The organism is Ensifer canadensis, assembly GCF_017488845.2.
GTDB lineage: Bacteria > Pseudomonadota > Alphaproteobacteria > Rhizobiales > Rhizobiaceae > Ensifer > Ensifer canadensis.
On sequence record NZ_CP083371.1, the window covers coordinates 1,364,213 to 1,384,278 of the forward strand.

The 20,066-nt window shown below is 62.7% G+C and carries 20 protein-coding genes; 12 read left to right on the plus strand and 8 right to left on the minus strand.

Annotated elements, in window-relative coordinates:
- The first annotated feature begins 5 nt into the window (after window positions 1-5).
- From J3R84_RS26090 to J3R84_RS26105, 4 genes are all read left to right on the plus strand, one after another.
- Entirely contained in the window at window positions 6-1,355 is a 1,350-nt protein-coding gene (locus tag J3R84_RS26090) for a multicopper oxidase family protein (protein WP_203528099.1), read from the plus strand.
- 38 nt (window positions 1,356-1,393) lie between these two features.
- Window positions 1,394-1,879, plus strand: coding sequence for a cupredoxin domain-containing protein (locus J3R84_RS26095; RefSeq protein ID WP_057218308.1), 486 nt, complete (start codon window positions 1,394-1,396; stop codon window positions 1,877-1,879).
- Window positions 1,880-1,905: 26 nt separating this feature from the next.
- Complete coding sequence (locus J3R84_RS26100) at window positions 1,906-2,178, plus strand: copper-binding protein (protein WP_057211277.1); 273 nt, start codon at window positions 1,906-1,908, stop codon at window positions 2,176-2,178.
- A gap of 81 nt (window positions 2,179-2,259) precedes the next feature.
- Window positions 2,260-2,724, plus strand: a complete 465-nt coding sequence (locus J3R84_RS26105) for a DUF411 domain-containing protein (RefSeq protein ID WP_203528140.1) — start codon at window positions 2,260-2,262, stop codon at window positions 2,722-2,724.
- Window positions 2,725-2,750: 26 nt separating this feature from the next.
- Here the strand turns inward: J3R84_RS26105 and J3R84_RS26110 are convergent, their stop codons facing one another.
- Window positions 2,751-3,431 carry a phosphoribosyltransferase gene (locus J3R84_RS26110; RefSeq protein WP_057211279.1) on the minus strand — a complete coding sequence of 227 codons (681 nt, stop codon included), beginning with the start codon at window positions 3,429-3,431 and terminating at the stop codon, window positions 2,751-2,753.
- 193 nt (window positions 3,432-3,624) lie between these two features.
- Between J3R84_RS26110 and J3R84_RS26115 the strand changes: the two genes are divergently transcribed.
- The gene (locus J3R84_RS26115) at window positions 3,625-4,806 is read left to right on the plus strand and encodes a M20 aminoacylase family protein (RefSeq protein WP_203528101.1); all 1,182 of its coding nucleotides are present in this window, start codon (window positions 3,625-3,627) and stop codon (window positions 4,804-4,806) included.
- 363 nt (window positions 4,807-5,169) lie between these two features.
- Here the strand turns inward: J3R84_RS26115 and J3R84_RS26120 are convergent, their stop codons facing one another.
- The 7 genes from J3R84_RS26120 to J3R84_RS26150 all read right to left on the minus strand — a co-directional run bounded on the left by J3R84_RS26120 (window position 5,170) and on the right by J3R84_RS26150 (window position 12,735).
- Window positions 5,170-6,930 (minus strand): adenine deaminase, encoded by a 1,761-nt coding sequence (locus J3R84_RS26120; protein WP_207207594.1) that lies wholly within the window; start codon window positions 6,928-6,930, stop codon window positions 5,170-5,172.
- Between the two features lie 17 nt (window positions 6,931-6,947).
- A complete protein-coding gene (locus J3R84_RS26125) occupies window positions 6,948-7,871 on the minus strand; it encodes a nucleoside hydrolase (protein ID WP_057220114.1) in 924 nt (307 codons plus the stop codon).
- A 6-nt stretch (window positions 7,872-7,877) separates the two neighbouring features.
- Entirely contained in the window at window positions 7,878-8,906 is a 1,029-nt protein-coding gene (locus J3R84_RS26130; protein WP_203528105.1) for an ABC transporter ATP-binding protein, read from the minus strand.
- The gene (locus J3R84_RS26135) at window positions 8,899-9,678 is read right to left on the minus strand and encodes an ABC transporter permease (RefSeq protein WP_025428568.1); all 780 of its coding nucleotides are present in this window, start codon (window positions 9,676-9,678) and stop codon (window positions 8,899-8,901) included. Before J3R84_RS26135 ends, J3R84_RS26130 begins: the two co-directional genes overlap by 8 nt.
- Window positions 9,675-10,502: an ABC transporter permease gene (locus tag J3R84_RS26140; protein WP_025428567.1), complete on the minus strand. Its 828-nt coding sequence runs from the start codon at window positions 10,500-10,502 to the stop codon at window positions 9,675-9,677. The genes J3R84_RS26135 and J3R84_RS26140 overlap by 4 nt, the downstream gene beginning before the upstream one ends.
- A 110-nt stretch (window positions 10,503-10,612) precedes the next feature.
- Window positions 10,613-11,635, minus strand: coding sequence for a polyamine ABC transporter substrate-binding protein (locus tag J3R84_RS26145; RefSeq protein WP_025428566.1), 1,023 nt, complete (start codon window positions 11,633-11,635; stop codon window positions 10,613-10,615).
- Window positions 11,632-12,735, minus strand: a complete 1,104-nt coding sequence (locus J3R84_RS26150; RefSeq protein WP_082523803.1) for a LacI family DNA-binding transcriptional regulator — start codon at window positions 12,733-12,735, stop codon at window positions 11,632-11,634. The genes J3R84_RS26145 and J3R84_RS26150 overlap by 4 nt, the downstream gene beginning before the upstream one ends.
- Window positions 12,736-12,985: 250 nt before the next feature.
- On the opposite strand from J3R84_RS26150, the gene J3R84_RS26155 reads away from it, so the two are divergent.
- From J3R84_RS26155 to J3R84_RS26185, 7 genes are all read left to right on the plus strand, one after another.
- Window positions 12,986-13,666, plus strand: coding sequence for a YoaK family protein (locus J3R84_RS26155; protein ID WP_107027210.1), 681 nt, complete (start codon window positions 12,986-12,988; stop codon window positions 13,664-13,666).
- A 296-nt stretch (window positions 13,667-13,962) separates the two neighbouring features.
- Window positions 13,963-15,420: an ABC transporter substrate-binding protein gene (locus J3R84_RS26160; protein WP_225906304.1), complete on the plus strand. Its 1,458-nt coding sequence runs from the start codon at window positions 13,963-13,965 to the stop codon at window positions 15,418-15,420.
- Window positions 15,421-15,726: 306 nt separating this feature from the next.
- Window positions 15,727-16,692, plus strand: a complete 966-nt coding sequence (locus J3R84_RS26165) for an ABC transporter permease (protein WP_203528142.1) — start codon at window positions 15,727-15,729, stop codon at window positions 16,690-16,692.
- The gene (locus J3R84_RS26170; protein WP_057211290.1) at window positions 16,689-17,540 is read left to right on the plus strand and encodes an ABC transporter permease; all 852 of its coding nucleotides are present in this window, start codon (window positions 16,689-16,691) and stop codon (window positions 17,538-17,540) included. Before J3R84_RS26165 ends, J3R84_RS26170 begins: the two co-directional genes overlap by 4 nt.
- The gene (locus J3R84_RS26175; RefSeq protein ID WP_025428560.1) at window positions 17,537-18,349 is read left to right on the plus strand and encodes an ATP-binding cassette domain-containing protein; all 813 of its coding nucleotides are present in this window, start codon (window positions 17,537-17,539) and stop codon (window positions 18,347-18,349) included. The genes J3R84_RS26170 and J3R84_RS26175 overlap by 4 nt, the downstream gene beginning before the upstream one ends.
- A complete protein-coding gene (locus J3R84_RS26180) occupies window positions 18,343-19,089 on the plus strand; it encodes an ABC transporter ATP-binding protein (protein WP_025428559.1) in 747 nt (248 codons plus the stop codon). The genes J3R84_RS26175 and J3R84_RS26180 overlap by 7 nt, the downstream gene beginning before the upstream one ends.
- Window positions 19,090-19,264: 175 nt before the next feature.
- Window positions 19,265-19,969: an OmpW/AlkL family protein gene (locus J3R84_RS26185; RefSeq protein ID WP_025428558.1), complete on the plus strand. Its 705-nt coding sequence runs from the start codon at window positions 19,265-19,267 to the stop codon at window positions 19,967-19,969.
- Window positions 19,970-20,066 lie beyond the last annotated feature (97 nt).

Genomic DNA, 20,066 nt, shown 5'->3' on the forward strand with positions numbered 1-20,066 from the left:
TGACCATGTTCAACAGACGACAAATCCTCGGTGCCGGCGCGGCACTCGTTTCTACCACCGCCTGGGCGCAAACCTCGACCTCCGGCCTGCCGGAGGCGGCAGGCATGGACAACGCCGCCACGCAAAAACCGCTCGTGCCGACGAGCGGGCCGGACTACAACCCGGTCGTCACGCTCAATGGCTGGACGCTGCCGCACCGGATGAACAACGGCGTCAAGGAGTTTCACCTCGTCGCCGAACCGGTGGAGCGTGAGATGGCAGACGGAATGACCGCCTATCTCTGGGGCTATAACGGCCAGTCTCCCGGCCCAACGATCGAGGCAGTCGAGGGCGACCGGGTGCGCATCTTCGTCACCAACAAACTGCCGGAACACACGACGATCCATTGGCACGGGATGATCCTGCCATCGGGGATGGATGGTGTCGGTGGCCTGTCGCAGCCGCATATCCCGGCCGGCAAGACGTTCGTCTACGAGTTCGACCTCGTGAAGTCCGGGACCTTCATGTACCACCCGCATGCCGACGAGATGGTACAGATGGCCATGGGCATGATGGGCTTCTTCGTCATCCATCCCAAGGATCCGGCCTTCATGCGGGTTGACCGCGACTTCGTCTTCCTGCTCAACGCCTATGACATCGACCCCGGCACCTATGTTCCGCGCATCATGGAGATGACGGATTTCAACATGTGGTGCTGGAACAGCCGCATCTTCCCGGACATCGATCCGCTGGTCGTTTCCAAGAACGATCGGGTGCGCGTGCGCGTCGGCAACCTCACCATAACCAACCATCCGATCCACATGCACGGCTACGATTTCGAAGTGACCTGCACCGATGGCGGCTGGGTTCGCCCGGAGGCCCGGTGGCCGGAAGTCTCGATCGACATTCCCGTCGGCGCAATGCGCGCCTACGAGTTCGACGCTAAATACGAAGGCGATTGGGCGATCCATTGCCACAAATCGCACCACACGATGAACGCGATGGGCCACGATATCCCGACCTTCATCGGCACCGACAAGACCCAGGTCGCGGCCAAGATCCGCAAGATCAAGCCCGACTACATGCCCATGGGCACGGCCGGGATGGCCGACATGGGCGAAATGGAAATGCCGCTTCCCGACAACACCATCCCGATGATGACAGGCTGGGGCCCGCACGGCGCATTGGAGATGGGCGGCATGTTCTCGGTGGTGAAGGTGCGCGAAGGCATCTCCGCCGGCGATTACAGCGACCCCGGCTGGTACGAAAACCCTCCGGGAACACAGGCTTGGGAATGGACCGGCGCGCTGCCGGAGACCACCCGGGCAACCGATGCCAAGACAGTGATTACGCCGCCTCCCGCAAAAAAGGGCTGACCGCAATGACCTCTTCCAAAACAACCAAGGAAACCAAGATGAAGACGACACTTTTCGCGCTGGCGTTCCTCGCCGCTTCCTCGCTCGCCTCGCCGATGCTGGCCAGCGGCTCTCACGCCGGCGGTCATGATGTCATGTCGGTCGGCAAACCGGGCGACGCCAAGAAGGCGACCCAGACCGTACGCGTGACGATGAAGGAAACCGACGACGGCAAGATGATCTTCACGCCGGCAAGCATCAAGGTCCGCCAGGGGCAGACCGTGCGCTTCGCAATCAAGAATGTCGGCGAACTCGAACATGAGTTCGTGCTCGACGACAAGGCGCAGATCCAGGAGCACAAGGCCGCGATGGAGAAGTTTCCGGACATGGAACACGCTGATCCGAACGCCATCCGGCTCGAGCCCGGCAAATCCGGCGAGATCGTCTGGACCTTCACCAACAACGGCACGTTCCAGTTCGCCTGCCTGGTCCCCGGCCACTACGACGCCGGCATGCATGGGCCGCTCGAAGTCGTGAAGAAATAACTGTAACCCACTGAAAGGATGACACTATGAAAACGCTCCTCACATTGTTTGCCGCTCTCGCCATCGCCGCTTCCGCCCAAGCTGCGGAATTCACCAAGGGGACGGTCAAGAAGCTCGACGCCTCGGCCAAGAAGGTGACCATCGCCCATGAGGATCTCAAGAACCTCGACATGCCTGCGATGACCATGGTGTTCCGGGTCAAGGATGATGCGATACTGGCCAAGCTCAAGGAAGGCACTGCGATCGAATTCGTCGCCGACCGGGTCGATGGCAAGCTCACTGTGACCGAGATCAAGTAATCCAATGTCCAAGGCCCGGTATAACGACAATTCCGGGCCTTGGACGACGAGGCCGAACTGAAAAGAAAGGAGCGTCCGATGATGGACCTCAAACGCAGACATTTCATCGCCGGTGCGATCATGGGCATGACGATGCTCACGGCCGGTGTGGCGATCGCAGCAGGCCCGATGACGATCTACAAGGATCCGCAATGCGGCTGCTGCGAACAATGGGCGGAAGCCATGGAGGCAGCAGGCTTCAAGGTCGATATCCGCGACGAAGCCGACATGACGCCGATCAAGTCCCGGCTCGGCGTGCCGGCCGACATGGAGGGGTGCCACACCGCCGTCATCGACGGTTATGTCGTAGAAGGGCATGTGCCGCTTGAGGCCGTACAGAAGCTTGTGTCCGAAAAGCCGGACATTGCTGGCATTGCCGTGCCCGGCATGCCCGCAGGTTCGCTTGGCATGGGCAACGATCCGCAGGCGTCCTACGACGTCTACACCATCGCCAAGACCGCCGGCACTGCTGCGACCGTCTATTACGAGGTCCGGCCGGCGCAATAGCGCGGGCACTTTATCGGCGATAAGGCTCAGGCGGCGCGCCAGGCGCCGTCTTCCCCTCGGGCCAGCAACGGCGTGCGGAACACACCGACCACGCACTCCGGCCAACGCGGCGCAAGATCGGCCAGAGGCTGTCGCCAACGCTCGGTCTGCAGCATGGCTGCACCGATTGCGATCGGCTCGACGCCGCAAGTCTCCATCAGCGTCAAGCCGGCAACGATCGACGTGCCGCTGGAGATGACGTCGTCGACGAGCACAACGCGCTTGCCCTCAAGCAGCGGCAGCATGCGCGGATCGACGTAGAGCCGTTTCTTCTGGTCGGGCGTGGTGATCGACGACAGCGGCACAGAGAGATCGTCGACATACCAGAATTTGCGCGACGTTCCGAGCGGCACGTAACGGGCATGGCCGAGCTTGCGGGCGACGGCAGCTGCCAGGGTCAGCCCCAGCGTCGGCAGACCGGCGATGACATCCGGTTTTAACGGCGCGAGCCTGGTGGCCAGTTCCGTTGCCAGCGCTTCTTCGACCGCAAAACTCGCCTGGTTGATGATCAGCGAGGCCAGCGCGTGTTTGCCATCGGAGAGCTGCCGGATCGGCAACAGGATCTGGCGACCGTCTTCGAGAGTTGCCGGGAAGAAATCCCGATAACCGCTTCCAGTATCGAAACTTTTCGGCGGGAACACATCCTGCCAGAATTCATGCGGCTGCATCGGTACTGTCCTCTTCTGCGCCACCAAGGCTTCGAACGAAAGGCGATGAAAACGCCGGCGCACTGTTCTGGTTCCGGCGGTTTTCGTCTATACCGTTTACCACTTCGATCAAACCGAAAGGGCGCCCCGGCAGACGCAAATCTGGGGAATTCGACGGCCCTTCTCCGACAGACATGCAAGGAACTGCCAGACAATGCGCGTGCCAGATGGGATCACCAACGATCTGCCCTTCCTCACCGAATTCCGTCGTGATCTCCACGCCCATCCGGAGCTTGGCTTCGAGGAGGTTCGCACAAGCGATCTGGTCGCGAAACTGCTTGAAGAAGCCGGGCTTAAAATCCACCGTGGCCTTGGAAAAACCGGCGTCGTCGGCACGCTGCAAATCGGCAACGGCACCCGCTCGATCGGCCTGCGCGCCGACATGGATGCGCTTGCCATGCCGGAACTTGCCGACCGGCCGTACAAATCGAAGGAAGCCGGCAAGATGCATGCCTGCGGCCATGACGGCCACACCGCCATGCTGCTTGGCGCCGCCCGCCATCTCGCCAGGACGCGCAATTTTTCCGGCACGGTGCATTTCATCTTCCAGCCGGCCGAAGAAGGTCGTGGCGGTGCCAAGCGCATGGTCGAGGATGGCCTCTTCCGGCTCTTCCCCTGCGACGCGGTTTACGGCCTGCACAACATGCCTGGCCTTGCCCCCGACGAGATGGCCGTCGTCGCCGGGCCGCAGCTCGCCTCGTCCGACAGCTGGCGGTTGACTTTCCGCGGCGTCGGCACCCACGGCGCCAAGCCGCATCTCGGCCGCGACCCGGTGACGGCAGCCGGCACGTTCCTCGCCTCACTGCAATCGATCGTCGGCCGCGTCGTCGATCCGCTACAGCCGGCCGTCGTCAGCGCCTGCTCCGTTCGCGCCGGCGACCCGAAGGCGCTCAACGTCATTCCCGATACGGTCGAGATCGGCGGCACGGCGCGCGCCTACACGCCTCATGTTCGCGATCAGCTCGAGGAAGAGATCGGCCGGCTGGCGCGCGGTACGGCCGAGATGTATGGCATCAAGGTCGACTACGCGTTCGAGCGTCGCATTCCGCCCGTGGTCAATGACGCCGGCGCCAGCGAACGCGCCCTTTCGGCAGCCCGTGCCGTCTTCGGCGAAAAGACCCGCACGCAGTTTCCGCCATCGACCGCCGGCGACGACTTCGCCTTCTTTGGTCTCGAAGCTCCCGGCTGCTACGTCTGGCTCGGCAACGGACCCGCCGTCGACGGCGCACTGCACCACAACACGGCCTATGACTTCAACGACGACGCGATTGGTCCGGGCACCACCTTCTGGACGACATTGGTGGAACAGGAACTGAGTGCTTCGGCCGGCCTCTGAACATGTATCGCCGTCGCTCAGAATGTCCGCTGCTCCGAAACGTCGCGCCCCTTCGGTAGAGGCCGGTGGTTGCCGAAGGGATCAGCGGGGCGTCAATCGACGCCTGAGCATGATGACAAAGCTTGAGAATGCCTGGTTGACGAAAGGCTCGCTCAGTTCTGCCTCATTCCTGCCCCGTGCCGGAATCCAGCGAGCTGACGTCCGTCAGGTCAAAAGACCGTTCAGCCCAAGGACTTGGGCTGGCCAGATTCCTGTGACAGGCACAGGAATGAAGGAGAATTTGGCTAACGCCGAGCCTTCCTTACTCCTCGTACTGACGTTGTCAGCAGTCTGAGGGCGACAATCGTCGCCGTGCTTGATGCCTCAGAGGACTTCGAGCACCGGATTTTCGAGAAGCTTTCCGGTTAGCACATCGGCGATGCCGCGATCGGTCTGGTGCGGCCCTGCATTGCAGGCAAGCGTTGCCCCGAAGCAGGCCTTGAAGACGAGGTAAGGCGGCTGCCAATCGACGATCCGCCCGACAGCATCGCGCAGGGCGGCAAAGCCGGCAGACACATCGGCCAACGGTGCATCGGAGACGAGGCCGCAGAGCGGCAACGGCAGGACCGCGTCGATCTTGCCCGCCGATGCGACAGCCATGCCGCCACCGGCGGCGATGACGGCATTGGCCGCCTCCATGATGTCGCGGGCATTGCCGCCGAAGACTGTCAGGTTGTGGCTGTCGTGTGAAACGGTGGTCGCGAATGCACCGCGCCACTCTCCCCAACCGGTAAGCAGGCCGACGCGCGGCTTGCTGTCGGCGCGGCCGTGGCGATGAGCGACGGCGATCAACGTTGCGCCTTGCGGCGGAACGACGAAGCCATTCTCGACCGCGGCCAGAACCTCGCCCCACTGCGTGAAGCGCGGGCGATCGACCGTAGCGACCCTCACCTTTGAACCGGTCGACGCAATGGCGAAATCGGTCTCGCTCAATGGCTCGATTTTCATGGTGCCGGCAAGCGCTTCTACATTGGTCCTCGGCAGGGCATCGATCATCCGTCCGGCAACGGCGACCTGTTTGCCGCCGGCGATCACGGCACGGGCCGCGAGATCGGTAAGATCCTCGAAGATCACGATATCGGCGCGCCGTCCGGGGGCGATGAGGCCGAGGTCGGCACGGCCGAGGCGGGTCGCGGCGTTCAGCGTCGCGGCGCGAAGCGCCCATTCGGGCCTTAGGCCATAGCGCACGAGCCGCCGCACGACGTCGTCGAGCCCACCCGAGCGATCGAGATCATCAGGAAAGACATCGTCAGTGCAAAGCGTCACGGTTTGCGGCAGATGGCCGAGTGTATTCAGCGCCTCGACGAACTCGGGCAATAGGTGATCGTGCGAGCCGCGCAGTTCGATCGAGAGCCCGGCGCGAAGCTTGGCCATCAGGTCGTCCGAAGAAACCAGTTCGTGGTCCGAGCTGACGCCCGCGGTCACGAATGCCTGCAGGTCCGCACCGGCAAGGCCGCGCGCGTGGCCGTTGACCGGCTTGCCCGCGGCAAGCCCTGCCTGGACGATTGCGTGCATGCGCGGATCGCCATCGATAACGCCGCGCATGTTCATCATCTCGGCGATGCCGCCGATCTCGGGCCAGGAAAGCATCGTGGCGATGGCATCGGCATCGAAGTCGGCGCCCGCCAATTCCAGGCCAGGCGCTGATGGCACGCTGGAAGGCGCCAGCAGAACGCAGCGCAACGGCAGGTCCACGATGGCGTCTGCAGCCCAGCGAACGCCGGCCATGCCGCAGACATTGCCGAATTCGTGCGGGTCCCAGACTACGGTCGTGACGCCGCGCGGCAGCACCGCATTGGCATAGGTTGCGGGCGTGACCATCGAGCTTTCGACATGCATGTGCGTGTCGATCAGGCCCGGCAACAGGAAGGCGCCGGAGGCATCGACCATCGAGGCGGCGTCGCTGCGGCTACCGGGGGCATGCACGCTGGCGATCAGCGGACCGACAAGGCCCACATCGGCAGCGCGCCTTTCACCGGTGACCATGTCGACGACGACGCCGCCGGTGATGAGCATATCGAATGCGTCCGCACCCCGTGCCGCGGCAACCGCGCGCGTGCGCAGCGCCGGATCCATCAGGTCCATCGGTTCCTGCAGACGCGTCACTTGGCGGCTTCCTTCATCAGGGCGCCGAGGATTTGCGCGCGCGCCGTTTCCGCATGCACGTCAGTCGCATACTCGGCATTGAAGGCTGCGTGGCTTTCACGCATCTCGACCACGGTGCGCCCACGCGTCAGCGAGCCTGCAAGCTCCGCATCGATGCGCGCCTTGCGGAAGGAAATCGCCCCCGGATTGACGAATGCAACCGCAGCGGTCGGATCGTAGATCGCCATGCCCGGCCGGCCGCGGCTGGTACCAATGGACACATAGCCGGACAGCAGATCGGCGATCAGCGTGGCATTGACACCGCCCGTGGCACGAATGGGTGCAATATCATCGGGATAGGCGAAGACCTTGCGGCAAAGGTCGAGGTCGACCATGCGCAGCGGCAATTCGTGCGCCAGCACGATCGCCAGTGCTTCCGGGTCGGCGAAAGCGTTGAACTCGGCGGAGGCCGTATGGTTGCCGCTGGTCACGCCACCGCCCATCCAGGTCAGGTCGGTGATCTTCGCGGCCAGATCCGGGCGGGCAAGGCAGAGCGCGGCAAGGTTGGTCAGCGGCCCGAGCGCCAGGATACGACGCGGTTCCTCGGCTTCCTCCAACCAGCGGCAGAGCGCGGCGAAGGCGTCGCTCGTCGGCAGCGGCGGGGCCGCCGGAAGCGTCAGGCCGACGGTCGGCATGCCGGTTTGCCCGAGGATCCGCTCCGCGGTTTCGAGCTTGCCGAGCACCGGCAAGGCGCGGCCCTCATGGATGGGAAACGACCAGCCGAATGCCATCGCCGCACTCGCTGCATTGCGCTTGACCTGCTCGAGCGGCGTGTTGCCGAACACGAGCGAGATGCCGTCAATCGTTTCATTGGCATGAAGAACGACGAGCACCGCAGCGATGTCGTCGAAACCCATATCCGTATCGATCCAGATGCCCATAGTTGGTTACCCGAACCGCTCAAGCCGGGCCGCCTTGGCGACCGGCAGATCGAAGGTAAGTTCCGTGCCCGGCTGGTGCGCAACCAGGCCCGCATCCTCTTCGGCTTTGATCGCGCCGAGCGGCGTATCGAGCAGGTATTCGCGTGTGCTGCCTGAGAAAGAGGCTCCGCGCACAGTGCCTTGGAAAGGACCTGAACCAAGGGTCACCATGCGCGGACGCCACGCAAGCCCTGCCGTGTCAGGCGGCAGGGATTCGGAAAGAGAAATCGGGCCGTTTGCGGCTTTGAGCTTGCCGCCTTCGGCTGCAAAAATGTTCTCGAAGCCGACGAAGTCGGCAACGAAGCGGGAAACCGGGCGGTTGTAGATATCCTCGGGCGTGCCGATCTGCTCGATGGCGCCGTTGAGCATCACCACGATCCGGTCAGCAAGCGACAGCGCCTCGCCCTGATCGTGCGTGACGAAGATCATCGTCACGCCAGTTTCCTTCTGCACACGCTGCAGCTCGGTGCGCATCTCCAGCCGCAGCCGGGCGTCGAGGTTCGACAACGGCTCGTCGAGCAGCAGGACCTTCGGTTCCATCACCATCGAGCGGGCAAGCGCGACGCGCTGCTGCTGGCCGCCGGAAAGCTCGGCCGGCTTGCGCGTGGCGAACTTCGACAAGCCGACGGATTTGAGGCCGGCGGTCACACGCGTCTCGATGTCGTTTGCCGGCTGCTTCTTCAGGCGCAGGCCGAAGGCGACGTTTTCGAAAACCGACAGATGCGGAAAAAGCGCATAGGACTGGAAGACGAGCCCGACCGAACGCTTGTTGGCGGAAACCCGCGTGATGTCGACACCGTCGAGGCTAATGCGGCCCGAGGCGGGCGTCAGCAGCCCGGCAATCGAGCGCATCGTCGTCGTCTTGCCGCAGCCGGATGGACCGAGGAACGCCACCAGTTCGCCCTTGCGGATCGACAGGTCGAGATCCTTCACCGCAACGGTATCGCCATAGGCGAGCGTGAGTTTTTCGAGGCTGAGGAAGGAAGCGTCAGACATAGCGGGAAAATCCTAGGAAGCGTTCGGCAAGGAAAACGATGCCGATGGACATGAAGGCGAGCAGCGCTGAAAGAGCGGCCACCGACGGGTCATAGGTGATCTCCATATAGGAGAGCATGTCGATCGGCAGCGTGCGAACGCCAGGACCGGACAGGAACAGCGAGACCGGCACCTGGTTGAAGCTCGTGACGAAGCCGAGAATGAAGGCGGCGAGAATGCCGCTGCGAATATTCGGCATCACCACCCGGAAGAAGGCTCCGGCGCGCGAAGAGCCGAGCAGCACTGCCGCTTCCTCGATATCGGAGCGCAGATTGTTGAGGCTCGCTGAGACGACACGCACAGCATAGGGCAGCACCAGCGCCGTATGCGCAAGGAAGAGCGCCAGCGTGATGTTGAAGCCGAAAGGTACGACGATATAGCGCAGCAGCGCCAGGCCGACGATGATACCAGGCACGATGATCGGCAACGACACGATCGTGCGGATGGTTTCGCCGAAGGGCAGCTTGTAGCGCGAAAGCGCGTAGGAAGCGGGAATGCCAAGCACCAGCGCCATCGCGGTACCACCGATGGCAAGGAACATCGACACGGCGAAGCTTTCACGGAAGCTTTCGACGGTGAAGACCTTGGCGACCCATTTCAGCGAGAAGCCCTGTGGCGGGAAAGCCAGGGTCTCGCCGCCCGACAGTGATGCCGCGACGATGATGAAGAACGGCCCGATCAGGAAGGCGATCACCAGAAACAGGACGAGGGGAGAAAAGACGCGGGGGGTCATCGCTTGTTCCTCGCGGTGGCGAGCCGTTTCAGGAGTAGATTGGCGGCAAAGCTCATGACGATCAGGATGAAGGCAATGACGCTCGCCGAGACGAAATCATTGGCGACGGTGACGCGCTGGTAGAGCAGCGTTTCGAGCATCAGCACCTTGGAGCCACCGAGGATTGCCGGGGTGATATAGGCAGTCAGCGAACCGGTGAAGACCAGGGTACCGCCAATGACGAGACCTTCCTTTGTGAGCGGAAGAATGACCTTCCAGAACACCTGGAACCAGTTGGCACCCAGCACGCGCGCCGCCGGAATGGCATCCTTCGGCATGTTCTCGAGCGCGCTGATCAGCGACAGGATCATCAGCGGCAGGAACAGCTGCAACAGGCCGATAAACACGGCTGTCTCGGTGAAGAGAAAGCGGATCGGTTCGTCCGAAAGGCCGATGAGCTGCAGCGCCTGGTTGACAATGCCGGTGCGCCCGAGAATGACGATCCAGGCATAGGTGCGGGCGACCGACGAAATCATCAGCGGCAGCACGACAAGGCCGATCATCTGCCCCTTGCTGCGCGGCGAAAGATTGACGATCGCAAAGGCAGCGGCATAGCCGAGCACGGCCGAGACGGCAGTCACCATCAGACCGAGCCGGAACGTGCGCAGGAAGACCGTGCGGTTCAGCGGGTCGGTGAAGAAATCGACATAAGCGGTCAGCGACCAGCTGTCGGCGCTACGAAAGCCTTCGGCGAGCAGAATGACGACGGGCGCCAGAAAGACGATCGCCGCAAAGACCGCCGCCGGCAAAGCGAGCGCCAGTGCCTCGGCGCGGTTCTGAAACATCCCTGGTCTTCCTTTCGTCGCGTTCATTCACTGCGGGATCGGCTCAAAGGTTGCCGGCCGACCCGCAAAACTGCCCCCATCACGGCGATGGGGGCGTTTGTCGATGGCTGTTACTGGCCGACCTGGGCGTTCCACTCGGAAAGCCAGGCTTCGCGGTTGTCGAGAGCGACGGCCGACGGAATGAGCTTGAGGCTCTTCACGGTTTCCTCGCCATAGGTGAGGTTTTCAGCGATTTCCGGCGCGACCTTGACGTCCTTGTTGGCCGGGCTGTCGACCAGCTTTTCGGCAAGTGCCGTCTGGATTTCGGTCGAGAGCCAGAAGTCCATGAATTCCAGCGCCAGATCCTGGTTCTTGGCACCCTTGGTCAGAACCATGACGTTCATGCCGCCCGTCTGGCCTTCCTTCGGCGTCGCCCACTTGATCGGCAGGCCGAGCTTGGTGAAACCCTCCCAGGAGAAGCGACCGATAGGTGCTGCCCAGATTTCTTCCTGCTGCATCAGCTGCACGAGCTGCGAAGACTTGACGTAGAACGTGACGATCTCGTCCTTCTTCGCGCCGACGGCGGCGATGGCTTCCTTCAGATCCGGCGTATTCTTGCCGATCGCCTCACCGACCATGTAGAGCGCTGGCGGGCCCTGGTTTGTGGTGACGTTCGGGAAGGCGACATGGCTGGCATTCTTCTCGTCGAGCAGGTCGGCCCAGGAGTTCACTTCCATCTTGTCGGATCGGTAGACGATCGACGTTGCGTAAAAGGTGTAGCCGACGCTCATGCCGTCGCCGTTCGGGTCCTTGGCAAGGTCGTAGAGCTTGTTGAAGTTCGTGAGCTTCGTGTTGTCGATCTTTTCGATCAGGCCGGCGCGCGAGGCCGAAAGAGCGTCAGCCATGGAGACGACGGCCATATCGACGACCGGACTTGCCTTGTTGGCCTCCATCTTTGCGAGGCGCTCAACGCTGTTGCCGGTCTCGACGACCAGCTTGCAGCCGCATTTGGCTTCGAAGGGCGTGTAGACCAGTTCCTTGAAAGCGTCCTGGGCAAAACCGTAGACGGAAATGGTCAGCGTCTTTTCCTGGGCGGAAGCGGCATGTGCAGCGACGAGTAAAAGCGCGCTGGAGGCGAGCAGGATCTTCTTCATGGCTGGTGTTCTCCTTCGGGGGCTGAGGTTCTGGCGTCGGCAATCGTACTTGCGTTGGCGATCGTCTGGGCAGGCTGGAACTGTGTTCTAGGCGGCGCGGCGCTCGACTGGCGCACGACCAGCTGCATCGGCACCTCGGCGTTAGCGGCGGTCACCGGTGCGCCGATGGCGGCATCGGTCGGGTCGCGCTCGCCGATCGCTTTTACAAGTGCTTCGACGGCAATCGCGGCGATCCGCGTCATGTCCATGCGCGCCGTGGTCAGTGCCGGCGTTACCACAGGCGACCAAATGAGATCGTCAAAGCCGGTAACACTTGCTCTCTCCGGAACGTTGATGCCGGCGCGCTGCAGTTCGGTCAGCGCCCTCAGCGCATGAAGATCGGAGACGCAGGCAAAGGCGGTAAAACCTTGCGCGACCTTCTCGGCAAGGCCGAGCGGACAGCCCTTGCCCTGCTCGCGCTCGAGCGGTTCGATCCACAGGGTTTCGACGAATGCGTCCTCGGCAAGCGCCGAGCGAATGCCGCCGATGCGGTCATTCTGCACGTTGGAGGCCGGATTGTTGCCGATGACGAGCACGCTCCGGTGGCCGAGCGCTTTCAGATGCTCGGCGATCTGGCGGCCCCCGCCCCAATGGTCGGCGGCAACAGTATTGCCTGGCGTGGACGGCGTATCGATGACCGCCACGGGACAGCCGACATCGGCGATGCGGGTCCCTCGCCGCGGCACGATGACCATGCCGTCGACATCGCGATCAATCAGCCGCTCGATGGCCTTGGTCTGGGTGGTGACGTCCCCACGGGAGTCGGCGATCAGAACGCCGTAACCGGCCGAAGAGGCAGCCAGTTCGATTGCCTGCGCGATCTGCGGAAAGAGCGGATTGGCGATATCGGGAAGCACCAGACCGATGACGGCGGTGCGGCCGGTGCGCAGCGCCCTGCCCGCGAGGCTCGGCACATAACCGAGTTCGGCGGCCGTCGCGCGGATCTTTTCGGCCATTTCGGCAGAGACACGCCCCTTACCGGAGAGCGCGTTGGAGACCGTCGCCGCGGAGACGCCCAGTGCTCTGGCAATCCTCGTCAGTTTTGGTCCGGAACGCGCCAAGGCCGTGGTTTCCGTTATCGGTGATTAAACGATTAATCATGCGATATATCAGAATGCCGCAACTGTCGAATCCTTTTGCCGGCACAGGATGAAATTGTGGATCCAATCGGACCGTGGACTGTGGACAAGCGGCCACCGACTCGCGTCCATTGGTTCAGTCTGAAATGCTGACAGTAAAGCGAAGCGGTCAAATGCCACCTGTTCACCGACATCACTTAACGGCCCCAGCAAAACCCTGCAGGATACCATCATGACGTTTCAGCGGAGGCGCCGGATCGTGCGGCGCCAGCGAACCGGGACCGCGCTTCTCGTGGTCGCGCTCATTTCCTTTCTGGCCGGAATGACCGACGCCATCGGCCTGCTGACAGTCGGCGACTTCGTCTCTTTCATGAGCGGCAACACGACACGAGCCGCGACAGCCGTCGCCGAAGGCAACATCCTGCGGTCGCTCATCCTTCTCGGCTCGCTCGCGGTCTTCGTTGTCGGCAATGCCATGGGAACGATCGTTTCAAGCAGGTTTCGTGCGGGCGGCGTTCTTTTCGGCGTCACCGTCACCCTCGCCCTTACCGCCGCAGGTGGCGACCACCTGCCGAACGAACTGCGCTTCTATTTCATCGTCCTTGCCATGGGCGTCGTGAACGCCTCTGTCGAGCATATCGAGGGCCTGCCGATCAGTCTCACCTATGTAACGGGCGCCCTGTCCCGCTTCGGCCGTGGCTTGGGCCGGTGGATCATCGGCACAGGCAACATACAATGGACGATCCAGATCGTGCCCTGGATCGGCATGCTTGGCGGGGCGATCGTCGGCGCCATGCTCGAGTACCGCTTCGGACAGCTCTCGCTCTGGGCCCCGACAATCCTCTCCGGTCTGTTGTTCACGCTGGTGTTGATGATTCCGCGGCGCTGGTCGCAGCGATATGCGCAGCGCTGAACCGGCGGGAGCGGCCCTCCGGTTTTAGGAACGCCCTTCGCTTGCCGATGCCAACAGCGGGTGCAAATTTCAACTTCGCCAAACAAAACGAACCAAAATTCCCACTAAATTGGTGGGGAATTTGTATGATGCGCCGCAACCGCCCGATGTGTACATTCGGATGGCAAGCGCGACCTCGCGTGATGAGCATATATGCAGGAGTTAGGGAAATGACTGGCAACACGATCGACTTTGGCAGACTTTCAGGACAGGGCCGGAAAGGAAGGCGTTCTATCCTCGCCACCGCGGCCTTGGCCATGGTTCTGTCGACGAGCACGGTAGCGCTCGCGCAGGACGCAAACTTCGATCCGGATGCCTCCATCGTCATCGGCTCGCTCTATGAACCGCAGAACCTGGACAACACCGCCGGCGCCGGCCAGGGCATCAACGAAGCCTTCAACGGCAACGTCTACGAGGCGCTATTCACGCTGACCGACGCGGGTGACGTCGCTCCCGGCCTCGTGGCCGAGCAGACCATCAGCGAGGACGGCCTGACCTATACGTTCAAGCTTCGGCCGAACGTGACCTTCCATTCCGGCGACCCGCTGACGGCGCAGGATGTGAAGCACAGCATCGAGCGCGTCGTGGCACCGGATTCCAAGAGCTCGCGCAAGAAGAGCCTGGCGACGATCAGCGAGATCCAGACGCCCGACGACCAGACGGTGGTGGTCAAGCTCTCCGCCCGCTCCATCTCGCTGCCCTATAACCTCAGCTACGTCTGGATCGTCAACGACGCGGCGAAGGATCTGAACGCCAGTGAAGATGGCACAGGCCCTTACCGCCTGGACGAATGGCGCCGCGGCTCGTCGCTGGCGCTGACCCGCAACGACAAGTACTGGGGCACGGCGCCGACCAATGGCGAAGTCGTCTTCCAGTACTTCACCGATGCCACTGCGCTGAACAATGCGCTCCTGACCGGTGCCGTCGATGTCATCACCAGTGTCCAGAGCCCGGATTCGATCGCCCAGTTCAAGGACAATCCTGATTTCACGGTGACCGCCGGCCAGTCGACCACCAAGGAGCTTCTGGCGTTCAACGACAGGGTCGAGCCGTTCAACAACGTCAAGGTTCGCAAGGCCATCGCCCGCGCCATCGACGACAAGAAGCTGCTGCAGTCGATCTGGGGCGAATACGGCACGCTGATCGGTTCCTTCGTGCCGCCGACCGATCCGTGGTACGTCGACCTGACCGGCGTCGATGCCTATGACGTCGAAAGCGCCAAGGCGCTTTTGAAGGAAGCCGGTTTTGCCGATGGCTTCTCGTTCAAGCTCGACACGCCCAACTATGATCCGCATCCGATCGTTGCCCAGTTCCTGCAGAGCGAACTGGCGAAGGTCGGCATCAAGGTCGAAATCAACATCATCACCGCCAACGAGTGGTACACCAAGGTCTATAAGGCGCATGACTTCCAGGCGACGCTGCAGGAACACGTCAACCACCGCGACATCGTGTTCTACGGCAATCCCGACTTCTACTGGGGATACAACAACCCGAAGGTTGTCGACCTGATCAAGGAATCGGAAGCTGCGGCCAACACCGACGAGCAGGCGGCCAAGCTGACGGAGGCAAACCGCATCATCGCCGAGGACGCGGCAAGCAACTGGCTTTATCTCTATCCGCAGATCGTGGTTTCGAGTTCCGCCGTCACCGGTTACCCCGTCAACGGCCTGAACTCACAGTTCTTCGCCTACAACATCAAGAAGAGCGGGAACTGATCGCTCGTTTCCCAAGCGATCCGTTATAGTCGCGTACATGTAAGGAGCCCCCGAGCGAGTTGGGGGCTCCCTTTGCCTTGCAGCTGACGGCGATTCATTGCGTCGACAACGCTACGTCAGATCTTTTCCAAGCAACACGACAGTCATGGCGCGCCAAGGACGCATCAGCGTTCGAAACGTGCTGCATCATTCCCGTGAAATCGATGAGGGTATAAGGGATTATGCAGTAGCCTCCTCGTTGATTTTGTGCAAAAGCCAGCGCTCCGGCCCCGGGTATTACACCCGTCGGACGAAAGGAAGCCGACCATTCTCGCCTATGTCCTGCGCCGCCTCGCCATCCTGATCCTGTCGCTGCTGATTGCGGCGGTGGTGCTGTTTGTGCTGTTGCGCCTGCTGCCGGGCGACCCGGCGAACGCCCTGCTTTCCGTCGGCGCCGATCAACAGCAGATCGAGGCAGCGCGCGAACAGGTCGGCTCCAACTTACCGCTCTGGGAGCAGTTCCTGCGCTTCGTCGGCAGCCTTGCGCGCTTCGATCTCGGAACGTCCTTCGTCAGCGGCAAGCCCGTTATCGAGGAAATCGCCGCCCGTCTAACCGTAACGGTGCCGCTGGCGCTGGTGGGCTTTGGGCTCGCCGTTATGATCGCCGTGCCGCTCGGGATCGTTTCGGCAGTCAAGGCCAACCGCTGGTACGGCGCGGCCATATCGACCGTGTCGCAGCTTGGCATCGCCATCCCGGTCTTCTGGGTCGGAATCCTGCTTGTCACCGTCTTTGCGGTCAATCTTCGGCTCTTTCCGTCGGGCGGTTATCCCCGGCGCGGCTGGCAGAACGAGGGCCAGGTTCTCTATGCGCTCGCGCTGCCGGTGCTGACGATCGGGCTGGTCATGGCCGCCTCGCTGATCCGCTACATCCGATCCGCAACCCAAGATGTTCTCGGCAGCGACTATCTGCGGACGGCGCGTGCGCTCGGCGCCAGTTTCTCGCAGGCGCTGATCCGGCACGGCATTCGCAACGGCGCCGTGCCGATCGTCTCGATCCTGGGCATCGAGCTTGCAACGACCCTGCTTGGCGCGGTCGTGGTCGAGCGGGTGTTCGCCCTGCCCGGCCTTGGCTCGATGCTGCTGCTGGCGATCGAACAGCGCGATTACCCCAACGTCCAGGGCGTGTTGTTCATCTCCACCCTGCTGGTGCTGCTGATCGGCTTTGCCGCCGATCTGCTTCAGCGGCTGATCGATCCCCGCTTGCGCGAACGGGCGACAGGAGCTGCGCCATGACCGCGCTTGACCTTTCGACGGGTAGACCCGCCCGCAGACACTCGCTGTCGCTTTCCATCGGGCTTGCCCTTGTCGGCCTCAATGTCGCGGTTGCACTCCTCACCCTGTTCTGGACACCCTATGACCCGCTCAATGCCTCCGGCGGCCGGCTCGAAGCGCCGTCGCTGCTGCATTGGGTCGGAACGGATCGGCTCGGCCGCGATTACCTGACGCAAATCATGATCGGCGCGCGCACGGCGTTGATCGTCGGTACTGGCGCTGTTGCGATCGGCGCCTCGATCGGCGTGACGCTCGGCATCCTCGCCGCTTTCGCGACGCGCCTGCTCGACGATGTCATGGCCGCCACCCTGGATATTCTGATCGCGTTCCCGACGCTGCTGCTGGCGATGCTGGTGGTCGCGGCCAGCGACAGTGCTAGCCTGTGGTCGGCGACCCTGGCACTTGGCCTGGCGATTTCGGCGATCGTCGCCCGCTTGACGCGGATCCTTGCCAAGCGTGTGCTGCGCCAGGACTACATCGTCGCATCCCGGACCTCCGGCACCTCGTGGCCCGGCGTCGTCGTGCGCCATGTACTGCCCAACATCTGGCCGACGCTCTCGGTGAACTTCGCCTTGCAATTCGGCCTGGCAGTGATCGCGGAAGCGTCGCTCTCCTATCTCGGCCTGGGCGCACCGCCGCCGAACGCATCCTGGGGCAGGCTGCTGCAGGAGGCACAGGGCACGGTCTATACCGCCCCCGTCGGCGCGATTGCACCCGGCATTGCCCTCGTCGCACTGGTCATTGGCATGAACCTGCTTGCCGACGGCCTGCGGGACGTCGGCGACCCGACACGCGGGAGATCGCGATGAGCGCCTTGCTTTCCGTTCAGGGCCTGACCGTCCGCGCTAGCGGCAAGACATTGGTCTCGGACCTGTCGTTCTCCATCGGCTCCGGCGAGCGAATGGGACTGATCGGCGAATCCGGCTCGGGCAAGTCGATGACCGCTATGGCCATTACCGGCCTTTTGCCGGCGAACATCTCCGTCACCGGCTCGATCGTGCTCGATGGCCAGGAGGTGGTCGGCACTGAAGACAAGCGCCTGAACCGGCTGCGCGGGGTCGCAACCGCCGTCGTCTTTCAGGAGCCGCTGACAGCCCTCGATCCGCTGATGAGAATCGGCAAGCAGATCGCCGAGCCGGTGCGCCGCAGGCTCGTGCGCGAACAGGGACGCGCGACGCGTTCAGCGGTCGACCGCGAAGTGCTCGACCTGCTCGACAAGGTCGCCCTGCCGCAACCGGAGCGCATTGCCAACGCCTATCCGCACGAAGTGTCGGGCGGCCAGCGCCAACGTGTTGCGATCGCCATGGCGCTTGCCTGCCGCCCAAAACTTCTGATCGCCGACGAGCCGACGACCGCGCTCGACGTCACCACCCAGGCCGAAATCCTCAAGCTGCTCGACGGGCTTGTGCGTGAAACGGGAATGGCGCTGCTCTTCATCAGCCATGACCTGCCTGTTGTTGCCGAAGTGGTCGAGCGTGTGATGGTGCTGCGCGACGGCATCGCGCTTGAAGAGGGCGCCGTTGTCGACGTGTTTAGCAACCCGTCGCACGACTATACGCAGACGCTTGTCGATGCCGCGCGCATGTTCGACGAGGCCCTTGGACGGACGGGATCGTGATGCTGGACCTGCAGAATGTGAACTTCGGCTATTCCCGTCACCGCAAGATTTTGAGCGACGTGTCGTTCAGCGTGCGCGCCGGCGCCAGCGTTGGACTGGTGGGCGAGTCCGGTTCGGGCAAGACGACACTGCTGCGGCTGCTGCTCGGTCTGGAGCGGCCCACGAGCGGCACGATCCGCTTCGGCGACGATGCACTCGATCCGGCCGATGGCGCGTTCATGCGCCGTTACCGGCGCGCGGTGCAGCCGGTGTTCCAGGACCCCTATTCGTCGCTCGATCCTCGCCAGAAGGTGCTCGACATCATCGCTGAGCCGCTGCAATCGCTGCGCATCGCCGGTCCACGCAAGGATGCGGTGGCGCAAGCCCTGGAGGCTGTGGGCCTGCCGCTCGATGCCATGCAACGCTACCCGCACGAATTTTCCGGCGGACAGCGCCAGCGCATCGCGATTGCGCGCGCAATCGTCGCCCGTCCACAGATCATTCTTGCCGACGAAGCCGTCAGCGCTCTCGACCTGTCGACCCGCATCCGGATCGTCGAACTGTTCAAGACGCTGTCGGCAACGCTGACGCTGGTGTTCGTTTCGCACGACCTTGGTGTCGTCGCATCGCTTTGCGAAGAGATGGTCATCCTCGAAAAGGGACAGGTGGTCGAGAGCGGCAAGACGCGCGATATCCTGACGGCGCCCCAGCATCCCTATACACAGCGGTTGCTTGCCAGCATTCCGCGCATGCCGGCCTGAGCGCTTCGGTCACTCACGAATCTACCGTTAGCGACCCCCTCACCAACGAACAAAGTACCTTGATCTAGAACAACCCCCCGTCGAGCGGAGTTGCCCATAGTGCCGCCGGCCGCAGATTCCCTGCCGCCGCATGCCCTGAATGGCAATTTTCAACTTCTTCTGGGGGTCCGGAATCATGTCTACTCGCTCCATCCTGCCAACCGCCGCCGCACTCGTTTTGCTGGCGGCCTCGGTCACTGCGGCTCAAGCCGCGGACCTTACCGCGCCGAGCGAGGCCGCCGCTCAGCTACCGGCTGCAAGCGAGCAGAGCCCATGGATGATCCGCGCCCGCGCGCTTGCCGTTTTACCCGAAGACAAGGCATCGCTGCAGTTGAATGGCACGTCACTTGACGGCGAAAAAGTCGGCGTCAGCAACTCGGTCGTGCCCGAACTCGATATCACCTACTTCTTCACCGACAATCTTGCGGCGGAACTGGTCCTGGGCACGACCCCGCACAGCGCAAGGGGCAGCGGTTCGATCGCCGGTCTCGGCGAGATCGGCAAGGCCTGGTTGCTGCCGCCGACACTGACGCTGCAGTACCACGTCAATCTCACCGACACGATCAAGCCCTATGTCGGCGCCGGCGTGAACTACACCATCTTCTACAATGAAAAAGCCCAGGGCGACTTCTCCAGCTTCAACCTCAAGAACACCTTCGGCGTGGCCCTGCAGGCCGGTGTCGACATCAAGCTCGACGATCACTGGGGTATCAACTTCGACGTGAAGAAACTGTTCCTCGAGCCAGAGGTCAACGCGACCCTGCCGGGCGCCGGCACGGTGACGGGCAAGGTCAAACTCGATCCCTGGCTGATCGGCACAGGCATCACCTACCGCTTCTGACGTTTTTCGCCAGCGGATGACACCGCTTCAGGTCTACAGCGCCGCGCGCCATATTAGACGCGCAAGGTCGCTGTAGCGCTTTGAATGGCTGCATGTT